This window comes from Liquorilactobacillus cacaonum DSM 21116 (assembly GCF_001436735.1).
Taxonomy (GTDB): domain Bacteria; phylum Bacillota; class Bacilli; order Lactobacillales; family Lactobacillaceae; genus Liquorilactobacillus; species Liquorilactobacillus cacaonum.
The window spans coordinates 1-16,398 of the sequence record NZ_AYZE01000008.1; the positions used below are offsets into that span (position 1 = coordinate 1).

At 32.7% G+C, this 16,398-nt stretch carries 13 protein-coding genes; 3 read left to right on the plus strand and 10 right to left on the minus strand.

From position 1 onward, the window contains the following. Nucleotides 1–717: 717 nt before the first annotated feature. From FC80_RS01425 to FC80_RS09580, 8 genes are all read right to left on the minus strand, one after another. Nucleotides 718–2,775 carry an LTA synthase family protein gene (locus tag FC80_RS01425; RefSeq protein WP_057828371.1) on the minus strand — a complete coding sequence of 686 codons (2,058 nt, stop codon included), beginning with the start codon at nucleotides 2,773–2,775 and terminating at the stop codon, nucleotides 718–720. A 98-nt stretch (nucleotides 2,776–2,873) separates the two neighbouring features. Then, nucleotides 2,874–3,107 (minus strand): YkuJ family protein, encoded by a 234-nt coding sequence (locus FC80_RS01430; protein ID WP_057828372.1) that lies wholly within the window; start codon nucleotides 3,105–3,107, stop codon nucleotides 2,874–2,876. A 632-nt stretch (nucleotides 3,108–3,739) separates the two neighbouring features. Continuing rightward, nucleotides 3,740–4,753, minus strand: a complete 1,014-nt coding sequence (locus FC80_RS01435) for a lysylphosphatidylglycerol synthase transmembrane domain-containing protein (RefSeq protein ID WP_057828373.1) — start codon at nucleotides 4,751–4,753, stop codon at nucleotides 3,740–3,742. Between the two features lie 2 nt (nucleotides 4,754–4,755). Continuing rightward, nucleotides 4,756–5,778, minus strand: a complete 1,023-nt coding sequence (locus tag FC80_RS01440; RefSeq protein WP_057828374.1) for a glycosyltransferase family 4 protein — start codon at nucleotides 5,776–5,778, stop codon at nucleotides 4,756–4,758. 16 nt (nucleotides 5,779–5,794) lie between these two features. After that, nucleotides 5,795–6,979, minus strand: coding sequence for a glycosyltransferase family 4 protein (locus tag FC80_RS01445; RefSeq protein ID WP_057828375.1), 1,185 nt, complete (start codon nucleotides 6,977–6,979; stop codon nucleotides 5,795–5,797). 181 nt (nucleotides 6,980–7,160) lie between these two features. Further along, the gene (ptsP, locus tag FC80_RS01450) at nucleotides 7,161–8,882 is read right to left on the minus strand and encodes a phosphoenolpyruvate--protein phosphotransferase (RefSeq protein WP_057828376.1); all 1,722 of its coding nucleotides are present in this window, start codon (nucleotides 8,880–8,882) and stop codon (nucleotides 7,161–7,163) included. Beyond that, the gene (locus tag FC80_RS01455) at nucleotides 8,882–9,148 is read right to left on the minus strand and encodes a phosphocarrier protein HPr (protein WP_057828377.1); all 267 of its coding nucleotides are present in this window, start codon (nucleotides 9,146–9,148) and stop codon (nucleotides 8,882–8,884) included. Before FC80_RS01455 ends, ptsP begins: the two co-directional genes overlap by 1 nt. A 181-nt stretch (nucleotides 9,149–9,329) precedes the next feature. Continuing rightward, nucleotides 9,330–9,500 (minus strand): hypothetical protein, encoded by a 171-nt coding sequence (locus FC80_RS09580; protein ID WP_169790539.1) that lies wholly within the window; start codon nucleotides 9,498–9,500, stop codon nucleotides 9,330–9,332. Nucleotides 9,501–9,681: 181 nt separating this feature from the next. Here FC80_RS09580 and FC80_RS01460 point away from each other — a divergent pair, with 181 nt between their 5' ends. The 3 genes from FC80_RS01460 to FC80_RS01470 all read left to right on the plus strand — a co-directional run bounded on the left by FC80_RS01460 (nucleotide 9,682) and on the right by FC80_RS01470 (nucleotide 13,422). Continuing rightward, nucleotides 9,682–11,880: an ATP-dependent Clp protease ATP-binding subunit gene (locus FC80_RS01460; RefSeq protein WP_057828378.1), complete on the plus strand. Its 2,199-nt coding sequence runs from the start codon at nucleotides 9,682–9,684 to the stop codon at nucleotides 11,878–11,880. A 169-nt stretch (nucleotides 11,881–12,049) separates the two neighbouring features. Further along, nucleotides 12,050–12,325, plus strand: a complete 276-nt coding sequence (locus tag FC80_RS01465; RefSeq protein ID WP_057828379.1) for a DUF1827 family protein — start codon at nucleotides 12,050–12,052, stop codon at nucleotides 12,323–12,325. A gap of 41 nt (nucleotides 12,326–12,366) precedes the next feature. Beyond that, nucleotides 12,367–13,422, plus strand: a complete 1,056-nt coding sequence (locus tag FC80_RS01470; RefSeq protein ID WP_057828380.1) for a MucBP domain-containing protein — start codon at nucleotides 12,367–12,369, stop codon at nucleotides 13,420–13,422. An 86-nt stretch (nucleotides 13,423–13,508) separates the two neighbouring features. Here the strand turns inward: FC80_RS01470 and FC80_RS01475 are convergent, their stop codons facing one another. Beyond that, nucleotides 13,509–15,086 carry a peptide chain release factor 3 gene (locus tag FC80_RS01475; RefSeq protein WP_057828381.1) on the minus strand — a complete coding sequence of 526 codons (1,578 nt, stop codon included), beginning with the start codon at nucleotides 15,084–15,086 and terminating at the stop codon, nucleotides 13,509–13,511. 17 nt (nucleotides 15,087–15,103) lie between these two features. Continuing rightward, nucleotides 15,104–16,390, minus strand: coding sequence for a hemolysin family protein (locus FC80_RS01480; protein ID WP_057828382.1), 1,287 nt, complete (start codon nucleotides 16,388–16,390; stop codon nucleotides 15,104–15,106). Between the last annotated feature and the right edge of the window lie 8 nt (nucleotides 16,391–16,398).

Genomic DNA, 16,398 nt, shown 5'->3' on the forward strand with positions numbered 1-16,398 from the left:
TGTCGAAACTTTGTTCAGTTTTCAAAGGTCTACATAATCGCTTAACGCAACTATTTAATAATAATACAGTTAGCAATCAAAGTCAAGAGTTATTTTTGAATAAAAATTCTAAAATTCTAATAATCATTCAAAAATTTAAAAATCCTGTCTTTCGTCTCTTAACGACAAAGAATATAATACCAAGATTTATATTATGCGTCAAGATTTTTTTTCCATTTTCTACAAATACATTTTAATACATATCTAAAATTGGAATTCTTTATTATACATTGAAGAATATTTAAAGAAAAAGAAAAGCCAATACTCAATAAATAGCTTATATCCAAAAAATATATAGATGAATTACTCGCCTCTCAATTCTAAAAAATCCCCTACAAGATAAGTACTAAATGACATATTAAGATATTTCTATCGCTAGGATCACAAGTACTTTCAAATCAGCAAGACTTACATCGATTAAATTGCTGACATACTGCATTGATTCTTGATAAATTGAAGATTTGTTTGGATTTTAAAAAATTTTCAGTTAGCAGTTGCATGCAGATAAAAAAGCTCTTTTTTAGCTTGGTAATAATAATTAATAATTTTATTCGCTTTATAAACGAATAGAAGAGACTAGTGAAAATCAAAGAACGATTTTCACTAGTCTCTTCTATCGAGGAACCTATAAAACATCCACAGCCCCTCTTATTTTTCATTAAGTTAAATTAATCATAACTATTTTAACTCTGGCGCATCAGTCTTAAACAAATCAGCTGTCGACTTCCCACCATTTTCTTCAATCAAACTTGTTTTCTTTTTCTGATCTTCCTTCAAGTTTTTTATGCCATCTGAATACTTATAGCTATATTGACTCTTGTTGACCTTTTTAAAACCAGAAGGAGTATAGAATCTTAACAAATCACCTGTGATAATCTTGTCAGACAACGACAAAACCTTATCTGTATGTGATTGCATCGTATCAACTTGCTCCTTTTGCTCAGAAGTTAAAGTCTTTATCAGATTACCACTACTATCATAAACCTTGCTACCAACTTTAGTGTATGTTGGTGAAACAAAGTCACCATCTCTAAAAGCAACTGTTTGATTTCTATCTTTCGATAATAAGTCATTCCCCAACTGAATCATATTAGAGGAATTAATTCCTAACAAATCTTCTAAGGTAGGCATTACGTCAATCTCACCGCCATAGGTGTGATTAATTCCTCCCTTAAGGCCGTTCATATGAATCATAAACGGTACTTTTTGGAACATTGCTAAATCATAGCTTGTAACTGATTTCTTCCCTAATAATTGAGCAATTGCCTTCTTATGGTTATTAGAGATACCATAGTGATCACCATAAACAACAATCATAGAATTGTTATATAATCCTGTTTTCTTAAGATAAGAAATAAACTCACCAAAAGCCTGATCTAAATAATGCGCAGTTTGCACGTATCCATCAACTGTTTTATCTCCAGTTGTAGTTTTCGGAATTGACTGATTTTGTTTGTCTAACTCATATGGATAATGATTTGTAACCGTAATTAATTTCGCATAGAAAGGTTGTGGCAACTGCTGAATATAATTAGCCGCTTGTTTTAAAAATATTTTATCCTTAAGCCCGTATCCTACGCTATAATCTGTTTTTTGCTTATAATAATCGTCATCAAAAAAGTATTTGTAGCCCCAAGACTTATAGGTGTTATCCCTATTCCAAAAACTTCCTACATCTCCATGGAAAGCAGCTGTAGTATATCCTCTTTGATCTAAAATAGCAGGTAATGCTTGAAAAGTATTTGAAGTCCCATATTGTGTCATCACAGAACCCGAAGGTAACCCAAACAACGAATTTTCCAACATTGTCTCAGCATCAGAGGTTTTACCTTGTCCTACTTGATTAAAGAAATTATCAAATGACAATGTATTACTATCTGAATAAAATTTATTAATATTAGGCGTTACTTCTTTGCCATCTACTTTATAGTTAATCAAAAATTGTTGAAAACTTTCTAAATGGAAAATAAACACATTTTTTCCTTTAGCTTTACCAAAATATGAAACATTAGAAGTAGCCCTGTTCTTCTTTAAATAAGCTAAAACTGATTTCAAATCATTACTACTTGCATTGGCCCTTGTTGAACTTTCTTTATACGTCTGATAAGCATTATATCCAGCATAAAAATTTATTCCCAAGTATTTCACAATATAATTATTGTCAAAAGTTCTTGTTAATAACTGCGAACGATTCTTTTCGGACGCCGAAAAGTCAACTGCAAATAAAACAACAGCTAATAATGTAACAATGCCAGCTATTTTAAAATTAGTTTTTCTTTTATCAATTTTAAGTACCTTAAAAATTAATAATGCTGCAATAACTATAACATCTAAAAACACTAAAAAGTCACTTGGCTGAATTATCTCCATAATACTCAAGCCTAGATTATTTGAAACTGAACCAGATGACTTAATTATTCCTAACGATAAAAAATCTGAAAATTCACGATAATATAACATGTTAGCAAACAACCAAAGAGATGCCACTAAATCAATAATCATCATAATCCAATATGATTTTTTACCTCTAAAATAGAGTGCTATCCCAAAAAGCAATAAACCCATAGGCAATGGATTTAAAATAAGTATCGCTTCTTGGACACCACCCGTTACTCCTAAATTGAACTTCGTCTGATAAGCCCAATACGTTTTAATCCAAAAACAAACCATTAACAGAACAAAAAAACCATTTTTGGTGTTCAGGACATTCCTAATCTTGTTTAAGACTGACCCCATTAAACTGCCTCCATCTTTAAAATATCATTTAGAACTATTATATCCTCATTTATCCACACACGATAAAAATAAAACTCATCTTCAATTTTTTTTAATAATTAATCATTTAACAAGTCATAAATTTCCATAGCTGCTAAATCAATATTATCAAACTCAAATTTTTGTTTATCTGGTAACTCTTCTAAGGTAAACGTCCCTGTTTCCTTATCATAACTAATTACACCGCATTCGCGACCCTCTTTTTCGAATCGTCTACTCTGTATTTCACTACTTTGTTCCTTTACCATTGAATCTAATCGTGAAATTATTGCTACTAATTGTGAACTTTCCATTGTAAAAAACTCCTTCTTTTTTGAACTGCAAGGCAATCCTAAATAAAAATATTAAATTCATTTTACCAAATTAAAATTAAACATACACGAAATATAACACTTTTATTACTCAAATAATATTAAAAAAAGGGAAAAGTCATGGATTTTCACCTCAAAATAAAGATAAAATTAATAAATTGGCCTTTTAGTATGACTCAAGATTTATAAAAAAAAAGGACCAAAATTTAAATTTTAATCCCATCCCTCTATTTATTCTATATTAAACATATTCCATAACACATACAAAAACACATACAAAACAAGCAATTGTAGAAAATTAAATAGATTGCCTCATAGACAAGCAATCATTTAGTCATAATAGATTTGTATAGGAAATTCTGGACAACTCAATTCTCATAATCTATCTATGTTAAAAACATTAAGTTGTTTAATACACAGATATTAACTCAATACCTGCTAAATGTTAATCCATAAATTTGAACACATTACATGCCACAATAGTAAGCGTTCGTAGATTTCCACTCAAATTAACGTTGAATTTACGAACCAATAAAAAAAGAAATCCCTTCAAAAATTGAATTGATCTCCTTTGAGTGTTTTGAACAACTAACTATTAGTATTTATCACCAAAATTATTTTTCTCTGCTTTTAGGCGGAATAATTAATGCAATCATTCCAAGAATCATACCAAAATAATAAGTTACAAAACGCCACAAAAGCATTGCCAGTACTAATTTACTAGAGTTAGCTATAAATGTTGAGAAAATCATTGAAAAACTATACTCTGCTCCACCTGAACCACCTGGAATGGGAAATAGAGAAATAACCATCACAATAAGGATATGCAGTGTAATAACTAACAATACCTGAGCATGAGAAACATTTAATGCTAATAAAACAAAATATGGTATTACATAATAAAAAGAAAGCTGCACAAGCGTTAATAAACTTATTTTCAATAATAATTTCCAATTACCCTTTAAGCGAATACTCTCCTCATAAAAATTATCAATTTTTTCATCAATCGCTACTTCCCATTTCATATAACGCTCAGAGTTAGAGAACCATTTTACCGGTTTAAGCAATAACTTGACCAATTTCTTTGTAAAGTCGTACCAGTACATTACTAATAACAGTGCTACTATAACTGCTAAATGCACTACAAATCCAAAAATAAATAAAATAGAAAGAGCATGCATCTTATCTGCTATCAAATGAAATCCAACGAACAATGCAAATACAAAATTAATGACAATCATAGATTGATATACCACAAACTTCATTAAAAGGACTGACGTCGCCCTCCCAGCATCGACTCCTGATTGCAAGAGTGCAAATAACTGCGCAGGCTGGCCTCCCGACGAAAAAGGAGTAATTCCATTAAAAAGCTGTTCAATTAAAGGTATTCTAATAGTATCTCGCCAGCTAAATTTCGAGCCCTCACGGTGTAATAAAATCTTAACAACAACCGCCTCAATGGCTAGAGAAAGCCCCATGCTTGCAAATGCAACTAGCAACCATCCCCACTTTAAAGAAGCAACATCATGCATTAACGACACAAATGAAACGTCACGTAAAGAAAATCCTAAAATAACACCGCCTAAAATAAACATTAATAATAAAACAATTTTATTTACCTTTGTCATATCTACACCATCGCAGTCTGTTCACAATAAAAGCTGTACCATATTTTAGCAAGGTTATCTTCTGAGTAATATTCTGAAGCACGCAAAGATTTTTCATTCATTTCATTAATCAAATCTTTATTTTCTGCTATTTTTTGCAAAATCTGTTTAAATCCATCTATATTCTCCGCATCTAAGTAATACCCCTTTAAAATCACTTCGTAAAGTTCAAGAGACCTTAAAACGACCGGTGTTCCCGTACTAAAAGCTTCTAATATACTCATCGGAAATAGTTCGTTATACGATGGTAATAAAAAAACATTTGCCAAGTTATAATAATCATTCATCGAACTTCGATCTAGTATTCCTGGAAACACCAGATTTTTCGGTGGATTATCAACCACTTTTTTTAATTCATCATATCCATCTGTGATTTTTCCAAATGAAAATCCCCCTACCCAAACAAATTGATACTCAGGTAGTTTCTTAGCAAGTTCTATAAAATCTGGAACACCTTTTCGTTCTTGAACCTGTCCCACTCCTAAAACAACAAATCTATCCCGAGCAATTCCAAGCTTTTTTCTAAAATTCTCGGTCACATCCTGACTTTGTTGAAAAAAAACATCTTTAGATACAAAATTTGGAATATAAGTTATTTTTTCTTTAGGTATTCCATATTTTTCAAGATCTTTTATAAAAATAGGATTTACTACTACCAATTGATCCATTCTGCGGTAAAAAGCGATAACATAACGATAGACAATTTTTTTTATCAAAAAAGGTAATTTCAAACTACCTTCTAAAGTTTCAGGTAAAAAATGAACATATCCTATCTTGCGACCTCTCCCAGGTAAAAAAGTCGTCAAAAAAAACAATGGATCAATTGTATGATAATGACTAATATCAGACTTTCCTAATTTATTAATAGATATCTCTAATTTTCCTGAAAGCTTTTTACGCAATAATTCAATCAGTTCAGTATATGCGCTACCTACTCCTTGTCCCTTTACCTTCGTGGCAGAAGAAAACATTTGAATCTTTAACATCTAAAAACTCCCTTAATTAACCTATCTCACTAGAATGACTAGTCTCACTTTCTTTACCATAAAGCGCCTTGCAATCAGCATAAAATTGTAATATTCTGTCTCCAAAATTATCTGCAGAAATAGAATCTAACTTTTCATCCAATTTAGCTTGTCCAATTTTGTTTTTGCTTTTATCCAAATAAAAAATAATCTGCTGTATCAATTCTTCCTTACTGCTGAATGTAGCTCCAAAGTCCTCATCGTTTAATAATTTATCCGTATATGGGCTATGTGTTGCAACAACCCGCAATCCTGATGCCAAAGCTTCGATATAAGTTAACCCTTGTGATTCGGATATCGAAGTAGAAACGAACAAATCTGCCATATGATAATAATTTGCGACAATTTCATTATCTACCTCACCAGTAAAAATAACAGACGATTCTAACTTCAAATCAATAACTTGTTGTTTCAGCGATTCCATTGCAGGACCATCCCCAACAATCATTAATTTTACATCTGGTATTTTTTCAACTACTTCAGGTAAAGAACTAATCAATTTATCAATATTTTTTTCAAATGCTAGTCTACTCAATGTCAATAACACGGGTGTATTTTGACTCAAATTGTACTGCAAGCGTACATTTACATCACCAACCACATTCCCAAACTTGCTTATATCAACACCTGTAGGAATAACAGTCACAGGAACCTTAATTCCATATCTATCAAGAGTGTCTAGCACTCTATCACTAGGTGCAACTATCCCTGTCATATGGTAACAAAAGGTTCGTGACATTTGTTTCACATGGTAAGGCTTTAATAGCCTCCCCTTTGCAACATAATGTAAATAATCCTCATACATTGTATGATACGTGTGTATACAAGGAATTTTCAAGTTTTTTGCCACAAATTTACCAATCCATCCCATGGAAAACTCAGTCTGAGTATGCACAATATCAAGCTCTAAGTCTCTTGCAACTTGATAAGCCCTAAATAATCCTCTTACAGCAATTCTGCGATCAGTAAATGAGATAAAAGGAATACTACTAAATCTAAAAATATTCCTTTCATATTGATTTGGTTCAACATTTGGATCTGTTGTTGTAAAAATATATACATTATGTCCATGTTGTTCCAACTGTTCACGTAACGTTTTTACAGAGGTAGCTACGCCACTGACTTGCGGAAAATAAGTATCCGTAAAAATCCCAATATTCACGAGCATCCCCCTTAATAATTAATAGTCAATGTTAATTATATTGGTTCAATCAACTTAATGCAATGATTCATCAAATTTTCGTTAAAATTGATTTTTAAACTTAACATTTTTTTTACTTAATCTTCAAATATAAAATAAAAAAAGCCGAATTCCATAAGAAATTCGACCATCAATATTTCAATTAGTCAGTAAACTCTTTAACCAATTTAACAACTTCTTCTGTTGTTTCACAATCACTAACTGCTTTAGCAGCCAATAACTTCATTTTACTTGTATCTAATTTTTTCATTAAACTACGTGTTTTAAGAATTGAAGTAGCACTCATTGAGAATTCATCAAGCCCAAGTCCTGCTAATATAGGAACAGCAATCTGATCTCCCGCCATTTCACCACACATACCAGTCCACTTACCTTCTGCATGTGAAGCATCAATAATATTCTTAATAAGACGTAATATTGAAGGATTATATGGTTGATAGAGATAAGAAACACGTTCATTACCACGATCAGCTGCCATAGTATATTGAATTAAATCATTTGTACCAATACTAAAGAAATCAGAGTACTTTGCTAATTTATCTGCAATCATTGCAGCGGCAGGGATTTCCATCATCATACCAACTTCAATATCATCTGAAACAACTGTACCTGCTGCAATAAGTTTCGCCTTTTCTTCTTCAAAAATAGCCTTAGCATCTTTAAATTCTTTGACAGTCGCAATCATAGGAAACATAATTGCCAAACGACCATAATTAGAAGCACGTAATAAAGCTCTTAATTGAGTTCTAAAAATATCTTGTTTGTCCAAACTAATTCGGATAGCCCTATAACCCAAAAATGGATTCATCTCTTCTGGTAAAGGTAAGTATGGCAATTCTTTATCGCCACCAATATCCATTGTTCGAACAACAACCTGTTTTCCATTCATACCTTCAACAGCTTGTTTGTAAGCTTCAAATTGATCATCTTCGCTTGGTAACTCACTTGCATCCATATAAAGGAATTCAGATCTAAACAAACCAACTGCTTCAGCACCATTATCAGTTGCACCAACAACATCTTTTGGAGTACCGATATTAGCACCTAAAATGAATTCTTTACCATCAGCAGTAACTGTTTTGGCATCTTTTAATTCATTCCATTCAGCCTTTTGTTTAGCAAAATCAGAAGCCTTTGTCGTATATTGAACTATTTCTTCTTCAGTTGGGTTAACAATTGCTTCTCCTTCGATACCGTCAATAATAACCATTTGATCTTCCTTAATGGCACTTGTAGCATTACCTGAGCCAACAATTGCAGGAATTTCCAACGTTCTTGACATAATAGCCGAATGAGATGTGCGGCCTCCAATGTCTGTAATAAATCCCTTTACAAAATTCCGATCTAATTGAGCAGTATCAGAAGGAGTAAGGTCATGAGCAACAATCACTACCTCTTGGTCAATTAGAGCAGGATTTGGTAAAGTTACACCTAATAAATGACTCAAAACTCGTTTTGTAACGTCACGAATGTCCCCTGCACGTTCTTGCATATATGCATTATCGGTCATACCCTCAAACATTGCGATAAACATATCGGTTACGTCTTTTAGAGCTTTTTCCGCATTTACTTTATCATTTGAAATTTTGTCTTTAATATTACCAATCAATTCAGGGTCAGACAAAATTGTTAAGTGTGCTTCAAAAACTTCAGCTTCTTCAGCACCCAAATTAGCAGCAGCCTTCTCCTTAATAATTTTAAGATCGGCCTTTGCAGCTTCAACCGCTTCATCCAACCGCTTAGTCTCAGCATCTGTATCTTCTACAGTGCTTTCTGAAAATGACAAATCTGGTTGAACGAGCATATATGCTTTTGCTGTAGCAATTCCATCACTTGCAGCAATACCCTTCAACATTTCAGACATTATTCAGCAAGTCCTTCCTTTGTCATTGCATCGCCAATTGCTGCAAGAGCATCTGCTTCATCAGCACCATCAGCACTAATTGTTACATCAGCATTTTGACCAACACCAAGTGACATAACACCCATGATTGATTTCAAATTAACTGATTTTTCTTTGTAAGTCAAAGTAATATCTGAACTAAATTTACTTGCTGCTTGAACCAAAAGTGTTGCTGGACGTGCATGAATACCTGTTTCTGCAATAATGTGAAATTCTTTCTTTTCCATATCTAATCTGACTCCTTTACATTATAAATAAAGTTTTTTAAGAACTCATCTAAAAAAATGAAAAGTGCCTAAAGAACACGTTTTCATTATATAGTGACAGAATCGCTCCTACTAGAGATAAATGTTAGCATGAATCAAAATACAATACAAGTTTTTTTAAATTTTCACTTGCGTTAAGCTATTAATTCTCAAATGAATAGATAATTGTACCCCCATGCAAAGCTTTACCCACTACACGTTTTCTTTGTGGGAAATTCATAAATGCCGCTTGAAAATCCATAAATTCATTTGCTGATATTTTTAATTCTTTAATATCACCATCAGCCAATTTTTGTAGTTTTTCCTCAAACACTTCTACCGTAAATCCCCACCTCTTTCATACATATATTCTATGATACCTTCTGAAATTAAAAAAAACAATTGCGAAAAAACAACCTACTTGAATAATACGAAAAATATTAGTATACTATGCTCAAAGGTCAAAGATAGTCAAACAACATTTAATTAATTTTTTTGAAAGGTAGTGAGTTCTAATGATATGTCAAAATTGTAGAAAAAATCCTGCAACAATTCATCTCTCAACAAATCTTAATGGCAAGCAAGCATCAATTGACCTTTGTCAAAGTTGCTACCGTATTCTTAAAGAACAATCTCAAAAAGGTGGTGCCTCTGGAATCATGCAAGATCCTTTTGGATTTGGAAATCTAAATGATATTTTCCGCTCACTTGGAGATAATACTTCCGCAGAGTCTACTCAAGAAAATATGCAACAATCTTCAAGATTTGCAGGCAACGGTGGCCATAGAAATGGCGGAATTCTTGCTCAGTTTGGCCTAGACTTAACCAAAGAAGCAAAGAATAATAAAATCGATCCCGTAATTGGTAGAGATAATGAAATATCCCGTGTTATTGAAATTTTAAACAGAAGAACTAAAAATAATCCAGTGCTAATTGGTGAAGCTGGAGTTGGTAAAACTGCAGTGGTTGAAGGACTTGCACAAAAAATAGTTGATGGTGATGTTCCGCAAAAACTATTAAACAAACGCGTAATTCGTTTGGACGTTGTTTCATTAGTTCAAGGAACTGGCGTTCGAGGGCAATTTGAGCAAAGAATGCAGCAATTAATGAATGAATTAAAACAAAATCAAAATGTTATACTTTTTATTGATGAAATTCATGAAATTGTTGGTGCCGGAAATGCTGAAGGAGGCATGGATGCAGGCAATGTGTTAAAACCTGCTCTCGCTCGGGGGGAACTGCAACTTGTTGGTGCCACAACATTGAATGAGTATCGAACAATTGAAAAAGATGCTGCATTAGCACGACGACTTCAGCCAGTTCAAGTCGATGAACCTTCTGTTACTGAAACAATAAAAATACTCAAGGGTATACAAAATAAATATGAAGCTTATCATCATGTACATTACACACCTCAAGCTATTGAGGCTGCAGTTACTTTATCTGATCGTTATATCCAAGATCGTTTCTTACCCGATAAAGCAATTGATTTACTAGATGAATCTGGCTCGCGCAAAAACTTAACAATTCAAGCTGTTGATCCTAACGTTATCGAACAAAAAATTAAAAATGCACAAGAACAAAAGCAGATAGCCTTGAAGGATGAAGATTATGAAAAAGCAGCTTATTATCGTGATCAACTAAATAAATTAAATTCTGCAAAAGAAACTAAAGTTGATTCTGAAAATTCTCCAATTATTACTGAAAAAGATATGGAAAAAATAATTGAAGAAATGACTAAAATCCCCGTTGGAGAGTTACAAGAAAAAGAACAAGAACAGTTAAAAAATTTATCGAAATCCTTGGAATCTCACATAATTGGCCAAGATAATGCGGTAACAAAAGTTGCCCGTGCAATTCGACGTAATCGTGTAGGCTTTAACAAATCTGGACGCCCTATTGGTTCCTTTTTATTTGTTGGCCCAACTGGTGTCGGAAAAACTGAAACAGCTAAGCAATTGGCAACAGAACTCTTTGGTACACCTGATGCAATGCTTCGATTTGATATGAGTGAGTACATGGAAAAACATTCTATCTCTAAATTAATTGGCTCACCTCCTGGATATGTTGGTTATGAAGAAGCAGGTCAATTAACTGAACAAATAAGAAGACATCCATACAGTTTATTGCTTTTAGACGAAATAGAAAAAGCTCATCCAGATGTAATGCATATGTTTTTACAGATACTTGATGACGGTCGTCTGACTGATTCTCAAGGTAGAACTGTTAGCTTTAAAGACACTATCATTATTATGACATCTAATGCTGGCAGCGGTGATTCTGTTGCAAATGTTGGGTTTGGTGCTTCAGTTACTGGAAATACTCATTCTGTTTTAGACAAATTAACCAAATATTTCAAACCAGAATTTCTAAACCGCTTTGATGACATTATTGAATTCAATCCTCTTAACAAAAAAGACTTAATTTCTATAGTTTCTTTAATGTTAAATGATGTGAACTCTGCAATGTCTAATCAGGGACTTTCTTTAGAGGTCTCAAATGAAGTAAAGGATAAATTAGTTGATTTGGGCTATAACCCTCAGATGGGAGCTCGTCCACTTAGAAGAGTCATTCAAGAACAATTAGAAGACAACATTGCTGATTATTATTTAGAACATCCTACTGTAAAACAGTTTGAAGCTAAACTCGTCAACGATCAGATAACAATTATTTCGCAAGAAATTGCAAATGTTAATAATACACTAACAAACTAGTCAAGAAGTATCATTTTTTAATAACAATTAGAAACTGAGTCAAATTATGCCATTTGACTTAGTTTTTTTTTTCAGAATTTTAGCCAATTTATTTTTATGCCATTTTCCTATAATATATCGACTGTTTTATATTATAATAGATGTAATAAATAATTAGGAGGGGCTTATAATGCATTTAATAGACGTTAGTGTTAGCTATTCAAAAAAAATAAGGCAAGAACTAGAACATTCCGCCAATCATTTTATTAAGGTCTATACTTTGGGTAATACAAGAGTTGTTTATAAAAAAAATATATTGACTAGCGAAATTATTATTTCAAATAATGTTCGCGGAATTACAGAAGAAGAAATTGAATTTGTGCTTGAAAAATTGACTGATTCTAAGATATCCGATGCAACAATTACAACAGGTAATCGAATTGTTGATATTTCATTAAAAAATTAACTTAATATTGTATTTTTTATTAGCTTTTAAGGTGGTGCACTTTGAAAATTCCCAAATTTATAAAAAACTTGCTTTTATATGATTCAAAAAGAAAATATGCTCATACAAAAAAGCAAAAAAACAATGAGACTCTAGTCACAAACAAGCATATTTCACCTCAACTGGAATCATTCCCAAAGACTCCTAGTGAAGCACCACAAACAAAAAAAGAATTTCAGGATGCTATTTTGTTGATTCTATATGTTGATGACAAAGAAAATGAATTGACTTCTCCTCAAATTATAAGTGGCCATCTAGGTGAAAAAATTAATTATCGCATTAAAACAATTGAAAACTTTGATTTAATAAACTTTAAAGGCTTTACCAAAACATATAGTAGTCCATACGCCATTTTAAAATTAACATTCGCAAAGAAAATTTCTGGAAGCATTTGGACATTTACCAGAGATATCGATACAAATGAACTGCTTGAATCTCCTAAATTGTCAAAAGGTTATTTAGGAGATGCTTATCAACTATATTCACCTACTATTTCTGAGTATTCATTAGTAAATGTCACAGGCTTGATACGTGGAATTCGTTCACTAGAAACATCAACTGTAACCTTCTTCTATCGTCGACAAACTTGGTTAACATATGAAACTAGTTGTATATATCTAAAGATGCTATCTACCGTGTTTGTTTATGATTTCCCTGATGGAAAACAAATTAATATCAAACTCTCACCCCAAACAATCTGGAAGACATTTCGCACAATCACTACTTCTGCTGATTTTACTTGGTATTGTATTGGAGGTTCAATGTGGGTTTGTTTCGATGAATCTCAAATGTCCATATTTAAAAAACCAGATACAATTGATTCTTTGGATATTAAAGATAAAGATAGTATTAGCAATCTTGAAAATCACACAAATGCAACCATTGATTATATTGAGGGAAGAAGTGTCAACCTTTACGACTTTCCTTTTGGAAAAATCTCTTCATCTATCAGCCATGGTGTTATGGTGCAAACTAAACAACGATATATCTCTGATGAAGTTACTTGGTATAAACTAGCAAGTGGTCTTTGGATTCCAGAACAATACCTCATTTTTTAGTAGTTAATTTTTCTTTTAATATAAAAAAAACACCCAGAGTTGACTTTTTATCAACTCTGGGTGTTTTTTGATATTACTAAATAATTTTACAGCTTTGCTGATAATTTAACGTCTGGATACTTATCTGCAAACCAACGTTCTGAGAATTCATTTTCAAATAAAAATAAGGGTAGTCCCTGCCGATCTTTAACCAAGATATTTCTAGATGAAGACATTTTTTCATCCAATTGTTCTGGGCTTATCCACCGTGCTATTTTTTTGCCCATAGGAGTCATAACAACTTCAGAATGATATTCATTCAACATTCTAAATTGAAATACTTCAAATTGCAATTGCCCAACAGCACCTAGAATATATTCACCCGTACTATAGCTTTGATATAACTGTACTGCTCCTTCTTGTACAAGTTGTGTTATTCCTTTGTGAAAAGATTTTTGTTTCATTACGTTTTTTGCAGTCACCTTAACGAAAATTTCTGGAGTAAATTGTGGCAGTTTTTCATACTGTACTTTATGTTTTCCTGAAAAAATTGTATCACCTATTTGAAAGTTTCCTGTGTCATAAAGTCCAATAATATCTCCCGCAACTGCAGTTTCCAATGTTTCCCTAGAATCTGCCATAAACTGCGTCGAATTTGAAAGCCGAATTTTTTTCGAATCGCGAGCTAAGGTAACATCCATTCCTCTTTCAAATTCTCCAGCACAAATACGTACAAAAGCTATTCTATCTCGGTGGTTAGGATTCATATTGGCCTGAATCTTAAATATAAATCCTGAAAATTCTTCTGCTTCTGGACTAATTTTTTCTCCAGCTTCATCATTATGTGCAGCAGGTGCAGGTGCAAACTTCAGATAAGCATCTAAAAATGTCTTAACACCAAAATTTGTTAATGCTGATCCAAAAAAAACAGGTGTCAGATTGCCTGTCGCAATCTTTTTTGCATCCATTTGATTTCCTGCATCTGCTAATAACTCAACTTCCTCAAGAACTTGATGATAAATACTTTCTTCTGTTAATGTACTATTCCCCACAATTTTCCCATCTTCATCCAATGCAAGATAGCTTTCACCTTCGTCTTCTTTACGGTATAATTCAACGCGATGATTATAGATATCGTAAAGCCCCTTCAATCCTTTTCCCATTCCAATTGGCCAATTCATTGGAAAAGCACCTATTCCAAGCACTTCTTCTAATTCAGCGATCAACTCTAATGGTTCTCTTCCATCTCGATCTAGTTTATTAATAAAGGTAAAAATTGGAATCCCTCGCATTTTACATACTTGAAAGAGCTTTTTAGTTTGTGGTTCGATTCCCTTTGCTGAATCAATAACCATCACTGCTGAATCAACAGCCATCAACGTTCTATAAGTATCTTCAGAAAAATCTTCATGTCCAGGTGTATCTAAAATATTAATTCTTTTCCCTGCGTAATCAAACTGCATTACTGAACTAGTAACAGAAATTCCACGTTTTTTTTCTATTTCCATCCAATCAGATTTAGCAAAACTCCCAGATTTTTTTGCCTTCACTGTCCCGGCTTTTCGTAACACTCCACCAAATAATAATAATTGTTCAGTTATTGTAGTTTTCCCTGCATCAGGATGTGAAATAATTGCAAAAGTCCGTCTACGACTAACCGAAGTCATTAAATCTTGCTTATCCATAATTCTCCTCTTTTTTCCTATTTTTTAAACTTTTTTTCATGTTGAACATGCAAAATAGCTAAAGCAGGTGTTAGTTCCACCTTAATTTCCATAATTCTTGAATCATCAACTTTTTCAGTTATCAATTTAACACCATCAACCGTCACACTAACATGGCTATCGTCTTCAGGAATATAGCCTAATTTTGCAATTATAAAGCCTGCAATTGTATCAACATCATTCATTTCAAAATTTGTCGTAAATTCATCATTAAAATCATCTAAAGATAATTTTCCCTGAACAATAAACTCACTATCAGAAATTTTACGATAATCTTGTTCCGGTTGGTCAGATTCATCGTCAATTTCACCTACAATCTCCTCTAAAAGATCTTCCAATGTAACAAGCCCAACAACACCACCGTACTCATCAAACAAAATTGCCAGTTGATTTTGTGATTTCTTCATTTCAAACATTACTTCATCAATTGCCATTGTTTCAGGTATAAATAGCGCTGGTTGCATAACTTTTCTAATTGTAATATGGTCAAAACCTTCTTCACGAGCGGTTTTTAGGATATTTTTTATATGCACAATCCCCACAATATTGTCCTTGCCATCATTATACACAGGGATACGCGAGTACTGCATCTGCAAAATAGCATCAATATTGCGATCATTATCATTTTGAATATCAATCATAAAGGCATCTGTCCTTGGGACCATTACTTCTTTAGCCAATTTTTCCCGCATTGAAAGCACCCCTTTTATCATATCAAAGGCTTCGGGCTTTAATTCAGTTTCTTCATTTTCAGGAGAAATCAAAGCTTCTAATGCTTCAACTGCCATCGCATTTCCCGCAAATTCAGGTTCCTCTTCAACTTTTTCATTTGAAATTATTAAGTTACGTAATTTCTGAAAAGGCAGTAACATATAACCTAAAACAAGCGTGTATTTAGCAAGATAAGAAAAAAATGTCACTCCTTTTTTTCTAGAAATTTGCCCAACTATATCTGCTACTACTACTGGTACAAATGTCAATATTAAGTAAAGCGCTAAAAGCAAAATCACGTTATGTTCAATGAATAAAACTTTCAATTTTATAACTGACAATATACTCAAAAGTGTTCCGCCTACTAGCAAAAAAGTAAACGTAAAACTATTGGCACCCTCGGATTTTTTAAGGGAAGCCAACTTATCATTATATTCCATTCTATTGTAAATTTGATAATTTCTAATCACACATAGCACAATTCCTGCACTAAATAGTAAAAATAACGAAATAATCAAAAGTGATGAACCAACCAATATAGGTTCTGAATTCATTTATTTTT